The organism is Tatumella morbirosei, assembly GCF_000757425.2.
GTDB classification, from domain to species: Bacteria; Pseudomonadota; Gammaproteobacteria; order Enterobacterales; family Enterobacteriaceae; genus Tatumella; species Tatumella morbirosei.
Genome location: NZ_JPKR02000003.1, coordinates 413123 through 429427, shown reverse-complemented (window position 1 = coordinate 429427; position 16305 = coordinate 413123). Strand labels below are relative to the sequence as shown.

At 46.6% G+C, this 16305-nt stretch carries 16 protein-coding genes and 1 pseudogene; 6 read left to right on the top strand and 11 right to left on the bottom strand.

Annotated features, from left to right (window positions below):
* Positions 1 to 81 precede the first annotated feature (81 nt).
* Positions 82 to 981: a UTP--glucose-1-phosphate uridylyltransferase GalU gene (gene galU, locus HA49_RS04845; RefSeq protein WP_038020812.1), complete on the top strand. Its 900-nt coding sequence runs from the start codon at positions 82 to 84 to the stop codon at positions 979 to 981.
* 234 nt (positions 982 to 1215) lie between these two features.
* Positions 1216 to 2223 (top strand): NAD-dependent epimerase, encoded by a 1008-nt coding sequence (locus tag HA49_RS04840; protein WP_038020809.1) that lies wholly within the window; start codon positions 1216 to 1218, stop codon positions 2221 to 2223.
* 89 nt (positions 2224 to 2312) lie between these two features.
* On the opposite strand, the gene hns is transcribed toward HA49_RS04840, so the two are convergent.
* Positions 2313 to 2720, bottom strand: coding sequence for a histone-like nucleoid-structuring protein H-NS (gene hns, locus HA49_RS04835; protein ID WP_038020808.1), 408 nt, complete (start codon positions 2718 to 2720; stop codon positions 2313 to 2315).
* Between the two features lie 275 nt (positions 2721 to 2995).
* Here hns and HA49_RS04830 point away from each other — a divergent pair, with 275 nt between their 5' ends.
* Complete coding sequence (locus HA49_RS04830; RefSeq protein WP_038020807.1) at positions 2996 to 3628, top strand: thymidine kinase; 633 nt, start codon at positions 2996 to 2998, stop codon at positions 3626 to 3628.
* A gap of 36 nt (positions 3629 to 3664) precedes the next feature.
* Here the strand turns inward: HA49_RS04830 and adhE are convergent, their stop codons facing one another.
* From adhE to cls, 3 genes and pseudogenes are all read right to left on the bottom strand, one after another.
* Positions 3665 to 6340 carry a bifunctional acetaldehyde-CoA/alcohol dehydrogenase gene (gene adhE / locus HA49_RS04825; RefSeq protein WP_038020806.1) on the bottom strand — a complete coding sequence of 892 codons (2676 nt, stop codon included), beginning with the start codon at positions 6338 to 6340 and terminating at the stop codon, positions 3665 to 3667.
* A gap of 466 nt (positions 6341 to 6806) precedes the next feature.
* Positions 6807 to 7130, bottom strand: coding sequence for an HI1450 family dsDNA-mimic protein (locus HA49_RS04820; protein ID WP_038020805.1), 324 nt, complete (start codon positions 7128 to 7130; stop codon positions 6807 to 6809).
* A 39-nt stretch (positions 7131 to 7169) separates the two neighbouring features.
* Positions 7170 to 8631 (bottom strand): annotated as a pseudogene (gene cls / locus HA49_RS04815) (cardiolipin synthase).
* Positions 8632 to 8768: 137 nt separating this feature from the next.
* Between cls and HA49_RS20785 the strand changes: the two are divergent.
* On the top strand, positions 8769 to 8966 hold the full coding sequence (locus tag HA49_RS20785; protein ID WP_072055912.1) for a YciY family protein: 198 nt from the start codon (positions 8769 to 8771) through the stop codon (positions 8964 to 8966).
* Between the two features lie 713 nt (positions 8967 to 9679).
* Here HA49_RS20785 and HA49_RS04805 read toward each other — a convergent pair.
* The gene (locus tag HA49_RS04805; protein ID WP_038020801.1) at positions 9680 to 9976 is read right to left on the bottom strand and encodes a YciI family protein; all 297 of its coding nucleotides are present in this window, start codon (positions 9974 to 9976) and stop codon (positions 9680 to 9682) included.
* Positions 9977 to 10131: 155 nt separating this feature from the next.
* On the opposite strand from HA49_RS04805, the gene HA49_RS04800 reads away from it, so the two are divergent.
* Positions 10132 to 10926, top strand: coding sequence for an energy transducer TonB (locus tag HA49_RS04800; RefSeq protein WP_038020800.1), 795 nt, complete (start codon positions 10132 to 10134; stop codon positions 10924 to 10926).
* A 60-nt stretch (positions 10927 to 10986) separates the two neighbouring features.
* On the opposite strand, the gene yciA is transcribed toward HA49_RS04800, so the two are convergent.
* The 3 genes from yciA to HA49_RS04785 are packed head-to-tail and all read right to left on the bottom strand — an operon-like array spanning position 10987 to position 12781.
* Positions 10987 to 11406 carry an acyl-CoA thioester hydrolase YciA gene (yciA, locus tag HA49_RS04795; protein ID WP_038020799.1) on the bottom strand — a complete coding sequence of 140 codons (420 nt, stop codon included), beginning with the start codon at positions 11404 to 11406 and terminating at the stop codon, positions 10987 to 10989.
* Positions 11407 to 11456: 50 nt separating this feature from the next.
* Entirely contained in the window at positions 11457 to 11993 is a 537-nt protein-coding gene (locus tag HA49_RS04790) for a septation protein A (RefSeq protein WP_038020798.1), read from the bottom strand.
* A 53-nt stretch (positions 11994 to 12046) separates the two neighbouring features.
* Positions 12047 to 12781, bottom strand: a complete 735-nt coding sequence (locus HA49_RS04785; protein WP_038020796.1) for a YciC family protein — start codon at positions 12779 to 12781, stop codon at positions 12047 to 12049.
* A gap of 380 nt (positions 12782 to 13161) precedes the next feature.
* Between HA49_RS04785 and ompW the strand changes: the two genes are divergently transcribed.
* On the top strand, positions 13162 to 13794 hold the full coding sequence (gene ompW / locus HA49_RS04780; protein WP_038020795.1) for an outer membrane protein OmpW: 633 nt from the start codon (positions 13162 to 13164) through the stop codon (positions 13792 to 13794).
* A 61-nt stretch (positions 13795 to 13855) separates the two neighbouring features.
* Here the strand turns inward: ompW and HA49_RS04775 are convergent, their stop codons facing one another.
* The 3 genes from HA49_RS04775 to trpB all read right to left on the bottom strand — a co-directional run bounded on the left by HA49_RS04775 (position 13856) and on the right by trpB (position 16295).
* Positions 13856 to 14170, bottom strand: coding sequence for a BON domain-containing protein (locus HA49_RS04775; RefSeq protein WP_038020793.1), 315 nt, complete (start codon positions 14168 to 14170; stop codon positions 13856 to 13858).
* Positions 14171 to 14301: 131 nt separating this feature from the next.
* Complete coding sequence (gene trpA / locus HA49_RS04770; protein ID WP_038020792.1) at positions 14302 to 15105, bottom strand: tryptophan synthase subunit alpha; 804 nt, start codon at positions 15103 to 15105, stop codon at positions 14302 to 14304.
* Positions 15105 to 16295 carry a tryptophan synthase subunit beta gene (gene trpB, locus HA49_RS04765; protein WP_038020791.1) on the bottom strand — a complete coding sequence of 397 codons (1191 nt, stop codon included), beginning with the start codon at positions 16293 to 16295 and terminating at the stop codon, positions 15105 to 15107. The genes trpA and trpB overlap by 1 nt, the downstream gene beginning before the upstream one ends.
* Positions 16296 to 16305: the final 10 nt, after the last annotated feature.

The window sequence follows — 16305 nt, the reverse complement described above, 5'->3', positions numbered from 1 at the left end:
GGGCGGGATCAACTGATATACTGGGGCTGTTCAAAACATAAAATCCTATGGGCAATGCTTGCCCACGAATGAGGTAATTTGATGTCTGCTTATAAATCAAAAGTAAAAAAAGCGGTAATTCCGGTGGCGGGATTAGGAACCCGTATGTTGCCGGCAACTAAGGCGATTCCAAAAGAGATGCTGCCTCTGGTTGATAAGCCGTTGATCCAGTATGTGGTGAACGAATGTATTGCTGCCGGCATTCATGAAATTATTCTGGTAACGCATTCCTCTAAAAATTCTATTGAAAACCACTTTGACACAAGTTTCGAGTTAGAAGCTATGCTGGAAAAACGTGTTAAACGTCAGTTACTTGATGAAATTCAAAGCATCTGCCCTCCACACGTTACCATTATGCAGGTGCGTCAGGGCGTTGCAAAAGGTCTGGGACATGCAGTGATGTGCGCACATCCTCTGGTCGGTGATGAACCTTTTGCGGTTATCCTACCGGATGTGATTATCGATGAATATGAATCAAATCTGCAGCAGGAGAATCTGGCAGAGATGATGCACCGTTTTGATGACACCGGTCGTAGCCAGATTATGGTTGAACCGGTAGTTGATGTGACTGCCTACGGTGTGGTTGACTGCCAGGGCGCTGACCTGCAGCCAGGCCAGAGTGCACCGATGGTCGGTGTGGTTGAAAAACCAAAAGCCACTGAAGCACCATCTAACCTTGCGGTTGTAGGGCGCTACGTACTTTCTGAGCATATTTGGCCTCTGCTGGCTAAAACGCCTCCGGGAGCCGGTGGCGAAGTACAGTTAACTGATTCCATTGCTATGTTAATGGAAAAAGAGACCGTAGAAGCGTATCACCTGAAAGGACTTAGCCACGACTGTGGCAACAAGCTGGGATATATGCAGGCGTTCGTCGAATACGGTGTACGCCACCCGGTGTTGGGCGAAGATTTTAAAAACTGGTTAAATAAAACGGTAAGCTGATATGCCGTCAGGTGCTCAGATCGAAGAGCCCCTGCAGTTGAGTTACATTTGTTAAACGTCATCAGGGTCATGCCATTGTGTATGACCTTTTTTTTACCGGCAAAGATCAGGGTGGTGTCAATGACAGGTAGCTAAAACAATCCGTGATTTTTGCACCCTGAAACCTGTATCATTCTGACAGACGTAATGGTGGGTTTGATAACAGCCATCTGTATAAGCTGAAAAGAGGGAAATATGAATTATCTGGTGACAGGTGCCGCAGGGTTTATTGGTTTTACTGTCTGCCGGCGTTTGCTGGAAGCCGGGTTCCGTGTTGTTGGCATCGATAATCTGAATGATTATTATGATGTCCGGCTAAAACAGGACCGGGTAGAATTACTCAAGGCTTTCCCTGACTTTACTTTTGAGCAGGTTAATATAGCCGACAGAGCCGGTATGGAGTCATTATTTAGCCGCTATTCTTTTCAGCGAGTCATTCATCTGGCTGCGCAGGCAGGTGTTCGTTATTCACTCGAAAATCCACATGCTTATGTAGATTCAAATGTTGTCGGGCATCTGAATGTACTGGAAGGTTGTCGACATTATAAAATTGAGCATCTGCTCTACGCCAGCTCAAGTTCAGTCTATGGTTTAAACCGTAAATTGCCATTCTCCACTGAAGACAGTGTAGATCATCCGGTCTCTTTATATGCAGCAACCAAAAAATCTAATGAACTGATGAGCCATAGTTATTCTCATTTATACCAGCTCCCCGTGACCGGCTTACGCTTTTTTACGGTGTATGGCCCCTGGGGGCGTCCTGACATGGCGTTGTTTAAATTTACCCGCGCCATGCTGGCAGGTGAAGCTATTGATGTTTATAACTACGGGAAGATGCAACGTGATTTCACATATATTGATGATATCGTTGAGGCAATTTTTCTTCTACAAGATAAAATTCCACAATCAGACCCACACTGGACGGTAGAAAACGGTTCTGCAGCGAAAAGTTCTGCACCCTACAATATCTATAATATAGGTAACAGTCAGCCGGTTGCTCTGATGGATTACATCACAGCACTGGAAGAGGCATTAGGAATTACGGCCAAAAAGAATATGCTACCACTGCAGGCTGGGGATGTTTTGGATACCAGTGCAGACACTGCCGGGTTATATAACCTGATCAATTTTAAGCCTCATACTTCAGTACGAGAGGGGGTCAGGAAGTTTGTTAGCTGGTACAGAGATTATTATAAGGTATGAAAAAAAGGAGGGTATTCACCCTCCTGTAATGTTACCGGCTAACCGGTAGCAGTAAGAGTTTACCGGAAAATGAAAACTAACCTGTCAGTTTAAAGAGCAAAGTCTTCCAGGGTTTTGCCGTCTGATTCAATGGCTTTTCTGATGACTGCCGGAGTACGACCCTGACCAGTCCAGGTACGGATTTCTCCGGCTTCATCTGTATACTGATATTTGGCTGGGCGCGCGGCGCGGCGTGCCTTAACTGCAGGTTTAGCAGTAGCAACGGCCTGTAGAAGTTCATTAGGGTCAATACCGTCAGCAATCAGCATTTCACGATATTGTTCCAGTTTCCGTAAACGTTCTGAATTTTGCGCAGCGACCTGAGATTCTTCTTCACGACGTTCGTTAACTATAACTTCAAATTTCTCAAGCATCTCTTCCAGAGTTTCAATAGTATATTCTCTGGCTTGCGCACGAAGTGTACGAATATTATTCAACGATTTAATCGCATCGCTCATTGTCCGGATCTCACAATTAATTGGTTATTATGCAGAAGATTATAATCATAGTCTCAGGCAAAATTTACTGCAACTAATAACTATGGCATTATTGATAAATTAATTTAGCTGTTACTTTAGAAACAAACAGATAACTGCTGTCAAAATAACGGGCAAGTGTTAAATATTCGCAAAGAAAATGCGTAAAATGCAGATATATCTGACAATGCACATTTTGTATGCATCGGATATGTCGGGATGACACTTATTACTTTGTACTTCAGAGAACAATTGACATGGCACAGCTTTACTTTTATTACTCTGCAATGAATGCAGGGAAATCCACTTCATTACTGCAATCATCGTATAACTATCATGAGCGCGGAATGAAAACGGTCATTTATACTGCCGAAATCGATAACCGGTTTGGAAAAGGTAAAGTCAGTTCCCGGATAGGATTATCTTCTGACGCCAGACTTTACAACCCACAAACGGATATTGGGGATGATATTCGCAGGATACATGAAGAAACCCGCTTGCACTGTGTTTTGGTTGATGAGAGTCAGTTTCTTACCCGCCAACAGGTGAAAGCGCTCACATGGGTGACCGATTTTCTTGATATTCCTGTCCTGTGTTATGGATTACGTACGGATTTTCGTGGCGAATTATTCGAAGGCAGCCAGTATCTTCTTTCCTGGGCAGACAAACTGGTGGAACTGAAAACCATTTGTCACTGTGGCAGAAAGGCCAGTATGGTACTGCGTCTTGATGCACAGGGAGTCCCGTTCAGACAGGGAGAACAGGTCGTTATTGGCGGAAATGAAAGTTATATCTCGGTGTGCCGAAAACACTACTGGCAAGCGATTGAAGAAAATGATCTCAGTGCGATACATGGCGCCGGGTTTAATACTGAAGGCATTCAGTCTTAGGTAAACCCGCCAGCGATATGGCGGGTTTTGTCAGGATTATTTCACTTTCTTTTTAGTACGGGGTGCGGCCGCAGGTTTTTCAGTTTCTGAAGGTTGTGAATCTCCTTCGGTAAATTCACGGCCATAGAAGCTGTCGAGCATGATCTGTTTTAATTCCGCGATTAGAGGGTAACGGGGGTTAGCTCCGGTACACTGGTCATCGAAGGCATCTTCAGCCAGCTTGTCAATTTTAGCCAGAAAATCACTTTCCTGAACGCCGGCTTCCCGGATAGATTTTGGAATCCCCAGGTCAGTTTTAATTTCATCCAGCCAGCTCAACAGGGCTGTAATTTTAGCTGCAGTGCGGTCGCCTGGCAGTCCTAAGCCTAGATGGTCCGCAATTTCAGCATACCTGCGCCGTGCCTGCGGACGATCATACTGACTAAAGGCGGTCTGTTTGGTGGGGTTATCATTAGCGTTATAGCGAATAACATTCGAAATCAGCAGGGCATTGGCCAGACCATGCGGGATATGGAATTCAGAACCTAGCTTATGTGCCATTGAATGACAAACCCCAAGGAATGCATTGGCAAAAGCGATACCAGCAATAGTGGCGGCATTATGCACCCGCTCACGAGCGATTGGGTTTTTCGCGCCTTCATGGTAACTGGCAGGCAGGTTTTCTTTCAGTAATTTCAGCGCCTGCAGAGCCTGTCCATCAGAATACTCATTAGCCAGTACAGAAACATAGGCTTCAAGCGCATGAGTGACTGCGTCGAGACCCCCAAAGGCACACAGTGATTTTGGCATATCCATTACGAGGTTTGCATCGACAATTGCCATGTCCGGGGTCAGAGCATAATCTGCCAGTGGGTATTTTAGTCCGGTGGTATCATCGGTAACCACCGCAAAAGGTGTCACCTCAGATCCGGTACCGGATGTGGTAGTAATGGCTACGAGGCTGGCTTTGACGCCCATTTTAGGGAACTTATAAATACGTTTGCGGATATCCATGAATCGCAGTGCCAGTTCTTCGAAGTGTGTCTCCGGATGTTCATACATCACCCACATAATTTTTGCTGCATCCATCGGAGAGCCACCACCTAAGGCGATAATGACATCCGGTTTAAAACTATGCATCTGAGCCGCACCCTTGCGAACGATACTCAGAGTCGGATCGGCTTCGACTTCAAAAAATATTTCGGTCTCTACGCCATGGGCTTTTAATACCCGGGTCACCTGGTCTGCGTAGCCATTGTTAAACAGGAAACGGTCGGTGACAATAAATGCCCGTTTAGCGCCATCACCGGCAATCTCTTCCAGTGCAATCGGCAGTGAACCACGACGAAAATAGATGGATTTAGGGAGTTTATGCCACAACATATTTTCAGCCCGTTTAGCGACGGTTTTTTTGTTGATCAGGTGTTTAGGCCCGACGTTTTCAGAAATAGAGTTCCCTCCCCACGAGCCACAGCCTAACGTCAGTGAAGGGGCCAGTTTGAAGTTATATAAATCGCCGATGCCCCCCTGTGACGCGGGTGTATTAATCAGTATCCTGGCGGTTTTCATTTTTTCGCCAAACAATTTAACCCGTTCAGGTTGATTATCCTGGTCGGTATACAGGCAAGAGGTATGGCCGATACCGCCCATTTCCACCAATTTTTCGGCTTTCAGAAGTGCATCATTAAAGTCTTTTGCATGATACATGGCGAGAGTGGGCGACAATTTTTCATGAGCAAAGGGTTCTGACTCATCAATAACACTGACTTCACCGATCAATATTTTGGTCTCTGCAGGCACGTTGATACCTGCCATTTCGGCAATTTTCGTGGCAGGCTGACCAACAATTGCCGCATTGAGTCCACCATTTTTCAGAATGATGTTCTGTACAGCCTTGAGTTCACTGCCTTGAAGCAGGTAGCCACCGTGGCTGGAAAAACGATCACGAACGGCGTCGTAAACAGAATCATCGACAATCACTGATTGTTCAGATGCGCAAATGACCCCATTATCGAAGGTTTTAGACATCAGGATAGAGGCGACCGCGCGTTTAATATCAGCGGTATCGTCGATAACTACCGGAGTGTTACCTGCACCTACTCCGATAGCCGGTTTTCCTGAACTGTAAGCCGCTTTCACCATTCCCGGGCCACCCGTAGCAAGTATCAGATTAATATCCGGGTGATGCATGAGCTGGTTAGATAACTCGACAGAAGGCTCATCTATCCATCCAATCAGGTCTTTAGGAGCACCGGCAGCAATGGCCGCTTGCAGAACGATATCTGCGGCTTTGTTGGTCGCATTTTTTGCCCGCGGGTGAGGGGAGAAGATAATACCGTTACGGGTTTTCAGACTAATCAGCGCTTTGAAGATAGCAGTAGAAGTCGGGTTAGTGGTTGGGACAATACCACAGATCAGACCGATAGGTTCAGCAATGGTGATGGTACCAAAAGTGTCATCCGTTTCCAGGATACCACAGGTTTTTTCGTCTTTGTAAGCGTTGTAGATGTATTCGGAGGCAAAATGATTTTTGATGACTTTATCTTCAATAATCCCCATACCCGATTCCGTAACCGCCATTTTAGCCAGCGGTATTCGGGCATCTGCTGCAGCCAGTGCGGCGGCCCGGAAGATTTTATCTACCTGCTCCTGAGTAAAATCTGCATACTGTTGTTGCGCATGTTTCACCCGGGCTACCAGCGCATTCAGTTCAGCAACGTTTGTTACAGTCATGCTTATCTCCTGAAGGAAAATTAAACTTTTTTAGTAAACATACGTGTCAGATTTCTGCTACTGCCCGCCATTGCACGGTGCTTACTAAAAGAATCTCATATCAGCATGAAGTTATGAAGTCTGGTTGAGAATAGATTACCGGGATGTTGCAAAGCGGGCACTGATGCAGATCAAATTATGCTCAAGCTGATACCATTCAGCTAGTGGAATAGTGTGATATTGTGTCGTTATTGTTAAATAATATTTATATTTAAGTTGGCTTCAAGGTGCGATACAGATGCAGAACAAGCGGAATGTTAAATCTGATTTATCGGGTTAAGCAATATGAGGAAAGGCAACAGTAACTTATCGGAAGAGAAAATTGAAATTAAGGTCTCAGACTTTGGTATTGCTGAGTCGGATCGCGGTGAGGCGTAGCGGAACAGAGCATGCAAAGAACAGGGATGCCCTGGCGGGCACCTCCGGGCTATTCACGCCATAGGATATGACAAAGTTTGTGGTCCTTTTCACGACACAGCAGAACCCGGGCAAAGACATCGGTAATAGGTTCACCATCGGCTTCCCCTAAACCAATAACGACTTCGGCAAAGAAGTCCGGATTTAAATCAAAGTCGACATGTTCACTCCAGTCTTCTGACGGATCGAATAACTCCGCACCACCACGCTCTTCGAACTGTAAGTTAAACAGAATAATATCTGCCGGGTCGAGATTATCTCCTGCCAGTTCGAGAAAAATATCGTACGCCTGCTCCAGCGTTTCATCTTCGGTAAGACGATTGTTAAGATCCATGATGAGCCTGTACTTTTAATAGTGTGTATGCGGCCTTTTTTACAGCAAAGGACTGAAGAAGTAAAACAGTCGTTCGACTATCCGACGCCAATACGGCCGTTTTGCCCATTCTTTAGCATCGAGTAATTCTGAGCGCTGAATATAGTCCTGTTGAACCAGTGAGACATCATTTCCAAAATCGATATCATCAATGACCAGTGTGACCTCAAAATTGAGCCACAGGCTTCTCATATCAAGGTTTACGGTGCCCACCAGACTGAGCTCACCGTCGACCAGCACGCTTTTGGTGTGCAGTAAACCGTCGGAAAACTGATAAATCTTAACCCCTGCATCCAGAAGCTCGTTAAAGAAAGCTCGACTTGCCCAGCCTACCAGTAGTGAATCATTTTTCTTTGGCACTATCAGGCTGACATCAACACCACGAAGTGCCGCAGTACAAATGGCGTGTAACAGGTCATCGCTGGGAACAAAGTAAGGCGTGGTCATCACCAGCTCTTCACGCGCTGAATAAATAGCTGTCAGCAGCGCCTGATGGATCATATCGTCGGGGAAGCCCGGACCCGAAGCAATCACCTGAATAATATGTCCGCTGGCTTCTTCAAATGGCATCACGGCCTGGTCAGGCTGTGGTGGCAGAATGCGCTTACCGGTTTCAATCTCCCAGTCACAGCAAAAGACAATTCCCAGAGTGATAGCGACTGGACCTTCCATTCGGGCCATCAGGTCAACCCACTGTCCCACACCGGCATCTTGTTTAAAGAACCGCGGGTCAACCAGGTTCATACTTCCGGTGTAAGCGATCCGGTTATCAATCAGCACGATTTTACGGTGCTGACGGAGATCCATCCGGCGCAGGAATACCCTGAACAGATTAACCTGTAGAGATTCAACCACCTCAATTCCTGCATCACGGAATTTCTTTGGCCACCCACTGCGGAAAAATGTCCTGCTACCGGCGGAGTCCAGCATTAACCGGCAGAAAACTCCGCGCCCGGCGGCTTCAATAAAGGCTTGTGCCACTTCATCAGCCAGACCGCCAGGCTGCCAGATATAAAAAACCCATCTCAATATTATGCTGAGCCTTATTGATATCCCGAATCAGGGCATGCATGACGTCATCGGAACTGGTCAGTAATTCCAGTTGGTTTCCTTTTACTCCGGGAATGCCGTGGCGGTGCTCACATAACCGGAAGATAGCGCTGGCAACATTACTGGTACTGGTCGCGAAAATGTGTGAAGAGTTTTTTAATTCCACCATCCAGCGAGCGGTGGCAGGCCACATCGTTCTGGCGCGCTCCGCACGCCGTTTACCCAGATATAATTCACCAAAACTCAGGTAAGCAATAATTCCCACTAAGGGCAATATGTAGATGATAAGCAACCAAACCATAGAAGAAGAAACAGTCCGGCGTTTCATCAGGATTCTGAGAGTGACACTGGCAATTAATAGCCAGTAGCCAAACAATATCAACCCGTTAACCAGTGAATAAAAAATCGTCATTAAGTGGAAGTCCGGTTCACGCTTTCGTTATCTGAGTGTACGTTGAGTTGTGATATTGTAAAACCTTTTCTGAAACCGGCGTTGGATCCCGGCATGAAGCGCGTATACTGGTTTGGTAATACTCAGGGGAGAGAGTGATGAGAAGAAGCAGAAATGAAGTTGGACGCTGGAGAATGGCTCGTCAGACCAACCGGCGAAAAATCCGCTGGCTTGAAGCGCAATCCAGACGTTATACCCATATCAGGCTGATTAGGCATCAGTTGGCAAAGCAACAGCGCAGATCATTATTATTTAAATTGTCTGAAAGTAGTTGCCAGGCAAAACATTATTTCTGAAATCTTATCTCCGCTGCTGATGCCTCAGTAGCGGAAATCTCAATGGTTTTAAAAACTGCTCAGTACATGGCCATAGTATCCGGCAATCCACACGACATACGCCAGCCAGATCAAGACACCAGCACCCGGGAAGAATTCTGCATTCATAATTCGGTCTCCGGAAGGGTTTTTAATGTTAAACAGATTACGTGATTCAGTATAAAAATCCCGGAGACAGTGATATTCACCTGGATCAAACGTAGTGGTGAGTCTCGAAAACTGATTGACCTGCCAACCAAAAGTTACTGAGTATTCCCGGGCTAAACTGACAGCTACCAGCAACAGATCCAGGGAATGTTTTCAGTCTGTTGCCCGCAGGGGTAAAACAACCGAGCGATGTACAGGCATGCCCACAGCCTGTGAAGTATGGAATAAGTGAGGTTTACGGAAATGGGAAGTGCCGGTATTTTCATGAGAGTATCGGGCAGGGGACAAAAAAGGCTGACAGGGTAAAATACCAGAATATTTACTTTGGCAAAAAGTACATTGTCTCCTGAACTGCCGATGATTCATCACGGAACTCATGGCTGATATTTCCGCGTGAGGTTGTATCCCCGTTAACGCAATATTAAAGCCCGAACAAAAAATATTTTGTACCAGATTGCATACCTTTCGTATTCATTGTCCGGGGAGTATTCATTTAACCAGTTGTGTCTGAATAAATCTGTTAAATCTCAGAACACCCGTTTGAAGGGTTTTACACTGACGTTCTGATAAACACCTGCCGCCACGTAAGGGTCATCGTTGGCCCATGATTGTGCGACTTCAAGGGAAGGAAACTCTGCTATCACACTAGAACCAGTAAATCCGGCGACGCCGGGATCATTACTGTCGACTGCTGGCATGGGGCCTGCGACGATCAGTCGACCTTCATCCTGCAACAGTTGCAGGCGGGCCAGATGAGCAGGGCGAACAGACAGACGTTTTTCGAGTGATTCCGGAAAATCTTCAGCGTAAATGACATATAACACGGTGATTCTCTCTTACGACAAAAAGTTGAGAGCTCAAACTTAAGCTATGCGTGACATCAGTGCAAATAAAATGGCACAACTGAGTCAGGAATACGTATTGAAACTGATTGCTATTTGCATTTACAATGAGCCATCACTGAACCAACCAGACAGCTATGAGCACTTTGACTGAAGAATTTCCTAAACGTTTATCATTATCCATGCTGGTATCAGTCGCTTTACATGGCGCGGTAGTTGCCGGATTGTTGTATGCGTCATTTAATCAGGTCCTGAATGTGCCTACGCCTCAGGCAGCTATTGATGTTTCTATGGTAGCGCCGGAAGTTCAGACTCAGGCTGCAATAAGTCAGCCACAGCCAGTGACACAACCTGTCACACCGCCACCGCAGGAGGTTCAGCCTCAGCCCGCTCCTGAGCCGGATCCTGCACCGACCCCTCAGTTGGATAAACCGGTACCGATCGAAAAGCCTGAGCCTAAACCAAAACCTAAGCCTGAGGTTAAGAAACACCGCGAGGTGAAGAAAAAAGCGGTTAAGCCAAAACCAGTGGTGAAGCATGAAGAAAAACCTACTGAGAACAGAGAAACGCTGACGGCTCAGCAGAAGGTCAATCCGGCAGACCAGACGAAAGCCCAGACGGCACCAGAAAAGTCTAAAACAGATCAGCAGAGCATTTCCCAGGGTAAACCACAGGCTGTCAGTATTACCAGTCCAAGCTATCCGGCACGAGCACTGGCCTTTCACCTTGAAGGACGGGTAAAAGTTCAGTTTGATGTGGATGCCAACGGTAATGTGGAGAATGCCCGGATCATCGAAGCCCAGCCCAAAAATATGTTCGATCGTGAGGTTAAGCAGGCAATGCGGCGCTGGCGTTATCAAAGCGGTAAGCCAGGCAAAGGTCTGACGATGAATATCGTGTTTAAAATTGATGGCAGCTCAACCGTTGAGTAACCCGATGATAAGTAAAAAAAGCGCAGTGATGCGCTTTTTTTACAGCGACAATTCATCGAATCAGGGGTAAGTCTTGTTAGCTACAGGCTCACTCAGCGCTCTTGATTTGCCGTGCTCATCGACCGCAACATAAATAAAGACCGCTTCGGTAGTACAGTAACTCTGACCTATAGGCTCAGAGGATACTTTCTTTATCCAGACTTCAACATTGATGGTGATCGAACTATTACCGGTACGGATACAACGCGCATGACAACTGACCACATCGCCAATCGCGACTGGTTTCAGAAATGTCATGCCATCGACCCGAACAGTGACGACACGACCATTAGCGATTTCTTTTGCCAGAATTGCTCCACCCATGTCCATCTGGGACATTAACCAGCCACCAAAAATATCACCATTGGCGTTGGTATCTGCCGGCATAGCCAGTGTACGCAACACCATTTCACCTTGCGGTTGTCTCAGACTTTGAGTCATTTTTATTCTCTGTATTTTTCCCGGGGGCCTGCGGGCAGGCCATGATGGGATTACTTTTCTTCACGTGGCAGATGACGCCAGATATATAAACCACTGGCAGCGGTAAACAGCAGGGTCAATGCTGTCAGACCGAACACTTTAAAGTTAACCCATAATGATTCAGGCAACCAAAAAGCGACATAAATATTTACTAATCCGCAAATAAAGAAGAAAACTGCCCAGGCACTGTTTAGTTTACGCCATACCGGGGCGGGTAATTCGAGTTCTTTACCCAGCATTGACTGAATCAGTGGTTGTTCCATCCACCACTGACTAAACAGTAACGCTGCAGCAAACAAAGTATAGATAACGGTTACTTTCCACTTAATAAATTCATCATTGTGGAAAATAAGTGTCAGTGAGCCAAAGATAGTGACCAGCAGGAAGGTAATGATGGTCATTTTTTCCAGCTTACGATACAGCACCCAACTGACAACTAATGCGATGGCCGTAGCAGCAATAAGCGCACCGGAGGCGACAAAGATGTCATATAACTTATAAAACACGAAGAAGACGACAAGCGGCAGAAAGTCCAGTAATTGTTTCATAACAGGTCCGAATAATACGGCTTACCGAAATAAGCCGAAAAAAATACCGATGATTAACGAATCAGCATATACAGGCGGAACAGGTAGATGACCAGTACCGCTGACAGCAAATTACCCAGAGTAGTAGCGATCACTGCTGCTGTAGTCGCAGGCAGCAGTGTCTGTGAAGCAAAAATGAACATCAGCAACACTTTTCCTGCCAGCCAGCACACCACTGCAGGGGCCAGTGATTTAATATTTTTCCAGGCCATAGGGACACTGAGTTTCATCGTCCCGATAATTCCGCCACGTTTCTGGCTGAGTAACACGGGTGCCAGTGCAAACAGGATGGTCAGTAAAATACCCGGAACCATCAGGACCATAAAACCGATCTGAACAATTAACGTCACCAGAAAGGTCTGGATCAGTAAGGCAGGCAAAAATCCCACTGAGGCACCAATGGCACCGAGAGCACTCATTTTCTTACCCGCAGAGACCGATGGAATTAAGACCAACATTCCCCCAAGCAGTAAGGTATTACCAATCAATGCAGACAGCGTTCCAACAGCAGAGGTATGCAACAAAACCTTCTGTTGATCCGGGGTCATATTTTGCAGAACGGTAATCAGTGACCCGGCATTGTCATCCCCTTGCATCAGCGCCGCAACCTGATCTGCGTCCGGAGAAAAAACGGTTCCCAGTATCACGCTAACCAGGGCGCTGGCCAGTGCAATCAGGGTAATCGCTGGCAGTTGGTGACGCAAAAAATTTGCAGTATCACGGTATAACGAGCTGGCCGTGAGAGACATGTACACTCCTTTGGGAAACAAATGAATTAACCCGAAGATTGTACATGTTAACCCTGCTGACGGGCACCCTGACTTACATAACTTTCTGTTTTTATCGCCGGTCGCTGTTTCCTTAATCACTTCTGACGTGTTATTGCAAAATTCCATAAGGGCTCACGCCTGGACATAACGCCCTAAGACAATTTTTTTAGTCAAAAAGCGGGATTGTGTTGTGCTGAAAATTGATCTAAATCAAGGCTTTGTTTTTTAACTATTTTTTATCCAGGGAAAGACATGATTTTCTGTCTGATTCGCGTTAAACATAGCAACAACCAATGACAATTTAACGATTGTTCACATTGATAACTATAAAGTGAAGACGTTTCAGGAGAAGAGTGGCTATGAAAATCGGAAAAATTGGGTTACTGATTGCAGCCCTGCTGCCTGCAGTAGCTTCTGCGCATCAGGCTGGTGATTTCTTTATCAGGGCTGGAAGCGCAACGGTACGTCCGACCGGTGGGTCAGATAATGTGCTGGGCCTGGGTGAGTTTAATGTCAGCAACAATACTCAACTGGGATTAACTTTCACTTATATGGCCACTGACCATATTGGTGTGGAATTACTGGCAGCGACTCCGTTCCGTCATAAAGTAGGGCTTGGTCCAACGGGAACTCTGGCGACCGTGCATCAGTTGCCACCTACATTAATGGCGCAGTATTACTTCCTGGACAATACCTCGAAATTCCAGCCTTATGCCGGTATCGGGCTTAATTACACCACTTTCTTTAATAATAAATTCAATGATACTGGTCGTGCAGCAGGTCTGAGCGATCTGCATGTGAAGGATTCGGTAGGTGTGGCCGGACAGCTGGGTATGGATTATCAGATTAATCAGCACTGGATGCTGAATGCTTCAGTCTGGTATATGGATATTAATACTAAAGTTAAATTTAAAGCAGGCGATGACCAGCAAAGTATTAAAACGAATATTAACCCTTGGGTATTCTTCTTTGGCGTCGGCTATAACTTCTGATTCACACCATTGCTGTCATAAAAAAGGCCGGTTACCCGGCCTTTTTTGTAAAACAGAATAACTACTTGATCTGTATGTTATTTACAACAGAAGTGACACCCTGAACTTTGCGGGTAACTTCTACTGCGCGACTGGCATCCTGTGGCGTTGCCACAAAACCGCTCAACTGTACGCGTCCTTTAAATGTTTCAACATTAATTTCGGTCGATTTTAGTTCTTTAGTACCCAACAATTGTGCTTTTACTTTGGTAGTAATCACTGTGTCATCAATGTAACCGCCAGTGCCTTCTTTTTTCGGGCCCGGAGCACAACCAGCTAATGACAGTGCCACCACAGATGCCAGCACAGCACTGGCTAAAACTTTAATAAACTTCATTTAATGTCTCCCTGTTTTTTAAACATCATACCCCGGTGAGTTCCGGTACATTTGTAGTTTAACCATAAATCAGGATTCTACCAGTGTCATGATTAAATGGCCTTCATGGTAAAAAACAAAGGCCTGAGTAATCAGCGGGTAGCCGCTTTTAGTGAGGCAGCAAAATCAGTGAGTTTCTGCAGCATTACCGCAGGTTGTTGCAAATTCTGTTCAATAATTTTAACTACTGCAGAACCTGAAATTGCTCCTGCTGCGCCGGCTCCGATAGAGTCCCTGACCTGTGACGGCTCAGAAATACCAAATCCCTGAACCGGGGGAGCCGCGTGATACTCATGCAGTTTACTGATGATATGATGCAGTGGCCGTGCAGCTTTATTCTCGGTTCCGGTAACACCAGCACGGGAGAGCAGATAAGTGTATCCGCGTCCATGGGAGGCGATTTCACGTAACAAATCATCGCTGGCATTGGGGGGGCAGACAAAAATAGGCGCAATATTATGCCGGATTGCTGACTGCCGGAATGGCTTGGACTCTTCCATCGGGACATCCGCGACCAGCACCGAGTCTACTCCGGCCTTCTGACAGCGGGAATAGAAGCTGTCAATACCCGGACTGAACACCAAATTGGCATAAATCAGTAGCCCGATAGGGAGATCAGGGTATTTGCCACGAACCTGAGCGATGATTTCAAAGCTCTTTTCGGTATTCATGCCGGCACTGAAAGCCCGCAGGTTTGCCGCCTGTATGGTCGGACCGTCAGCCAGTGGATCGGAGAACGGGAAACCGAGCTCAAGAGCATCGGCTCCGCCTTCGACCAGCGCATCGATAATCTGCAGAGATAATTCAAAAGAAGGATCACCGAGCGTGACGAACGGGACAAACGCGCCTTCTTTACGTTCTGCCAGGCGGTTAAATAGTAATGAGTAACGTTCCATCAGATTTCTCCACGCTGCTTCAAAATATCGTGCACAGTAAAAATATCTTTGTCTCCGCGTCCTGAGAGACTGACAACTAACAGCTGCTCTTTATCAGGATTCTGACGAGCTATTTTAAGGGCATGAGCCAGTGCATGTGAGGATTCGAGTGCCGGAATAATCCCTTCATGACGAGACAGATCCTTAAATGCTTCCAGCGCTTCATCGTCAGTCACCGACACGTATTCGGCGCGTCCGGTACTGTTGAGGTGAGCGTGTTGTGGTCCCACTGATGGGAAATCCAGTCCGGCAGAAATAGAATAAGATTCTTCGATCTGTCCGTCTTCTGTCTGCATCATCGGTGACTTCATTCCAAAATAGATGCCCACTTTGCCGTGTTTGAGTGGCGCTCCATGTTCTCCAGTTTCAATTCCATGACCGGCAGGTTCAACACCGATTAACCCGACAGAGGTTTCATCAATAAAATCAGCAAACATACCAATGGCGTTAGAACCGCCCCCCACACAGGCAATGACTGCATCTGGTAAACGGCCTTCATGTTCCAGAATCTGGGCACGGGTTTCTTCACCAATCATCCGCTGGAATTCACGAACAATTGTCGGGAAAGGGTGAGGACCTGCAGCGGTACCCAGCATATAGTGTGCCGTTTCGTAGCTGCCAGACCAGTCACGAAGCGCTTCGTTACAGGCATCTTTCAGCGTTGCTGAACCACTGTGCACAGGGATAACCTCTGCCCCCATCAAACGCATACGGAAAACGTTGGGAGACTGACGTTCGACGTCTTTAGCACCCATATAAATCCGGCATTTCATGCCAAGCAGGGCGCAGGCAATCGCTGAAGCAACACCGTGTTGTCCGGCACCGGTTTCTGCGATAATTTCATTTTTGCCCATCCGTTTAGCTAGCAGTGCCTGGCCCAGGACCTGATTGGTCTTATGAGCACCACCGTGTAACAGATCTTCACGTTTCAGGTACAGGCGGGTACGGGTTCCTGTGGTCAGATTACGGCATAATGTCAGTGCGGTAGGCCGGCCGGCATAATCTTTCAACAGCTGAGTAAATTCGGCCTGAAATTCCGGATCACGCTGGGCGCTGACAAAAGCTTCTTCCAGTTGAGTAAGGGCAGGCATCAGAATTTGCGGCACATACATGCCGCCAAATTCGCCAAAATAGGGGTTCAGTAAAGTCATAACTCAGTTT

What these genes read in the sequence shown, in the direction of transcription:
- HA49_RS04830 (WP_038020807.1), top strand. Translation starts at nt 2,996, where the DNA reads ATGGCACAGCTTTACTTTTATTACTCTGCAATGAATGCAGGGAAATCC.
- HA49_RS04790 (WP_038020798.1), bottom strand. Translation starts at nt 11,993, where the DNA reads ATGAAACAATTACTGGACTTTCTGCCGCTTGTCGTCTTCTTCGTGTTT.
- trpB (WP_038020791.1), bottom strand. Translation starts at nt 16,295, where the DNA reads ATGACTTTACTGAACCCCTATTTTGGCGAATTTGGCGGCATGTATGTG.
- adhE (WP_038020806.1), bottom strand. Translation starts at nt 6,340, where the DNA reads ATGACTGTAACAAACGTTGCTGAACTGAATGCGCTGGTAGCCCGGGTG.
- HA49_RS04840 (WP_038020809.1), top strand. Translation starts at nt 1,216, where the DNA reads ATGAATTATCTGGTGACAGGTGCCGCAGGGTTTATTGGTTTTACTGTC.
- HA49_RS04785 (WP_038020796.1), bottom strand. Translation starts at nt 12,781, where the DNA reads ATGTCTCTCACGGCCAGCTCGTTATACCGTGATACTGCAAATTTTTTG.
- HA49_RS04820 (WP_038020805.1), bottom strand. Translation starts at nt 7,130, where the DNA reads ATGGATCTTAACAATCGTCTTACCGAAGATGAAACGCTGGAGCAGGCG.
- HA49_RS20785 (WP_072055912.1), top strand. Translation starts at nt 8,769, where the DNA reads ATGAGAAGAAGCAGAAATGAAGTTGGACGCTGGAGAATGGCTCGTCAG.
- ompW (WP_038020795.1), top strand. Translation starts at nt 13,162, where the DNA reads ATGAAAATCGGAAAAATTGGGTTACTGATTGCAGCCCTGCTGCCTGCA.
- trpA (WP_038020792.1), bottom strand. Translation starts at nt 15,105, where the DNA reads ATGGAACGTTACTCATTACTATTTAACCGCCTGGCAGAACGTAAAGAA.
- yciA (WP_038020799.1), bottom strand. Translation starts at nt 11,406, where the DNA reads ATGACTCAAAGTCTGAGACAACCGCAAGGTGAAATGGTGTTGCGTACA.
- hns (WP_038020808.1), bottom strand. Translation starts at nt 2,720, where the DNA reads ATGAGCGATGCGATTAAATCGTTGAATAATATTCGTACACTTCGTGCG.
- HA49_RS04775 (WP_038020793.1), bottom strand. Translation starts at nt 14,170, where the DNA reads ATGAAGTTTATTAAAGTTTTAGCCAGTGCTGTGCTGGCATCTGTGGTG.
- HA49_RS04800 (WP_038020800.1), top strand. Translation starts at nt 10,132, where the DNA reads ATGAGCACTTTGACTGAAGAATTTCCTAAACGTTTATCATTATCCATG.
- galU (WP_038020812.1), top strand. Translation starts at nt 82, where the DNA reads ATGTCTGCTTATAAATCAAAAGTAAAAAAAGCGGTAATTCCGGTGGCG.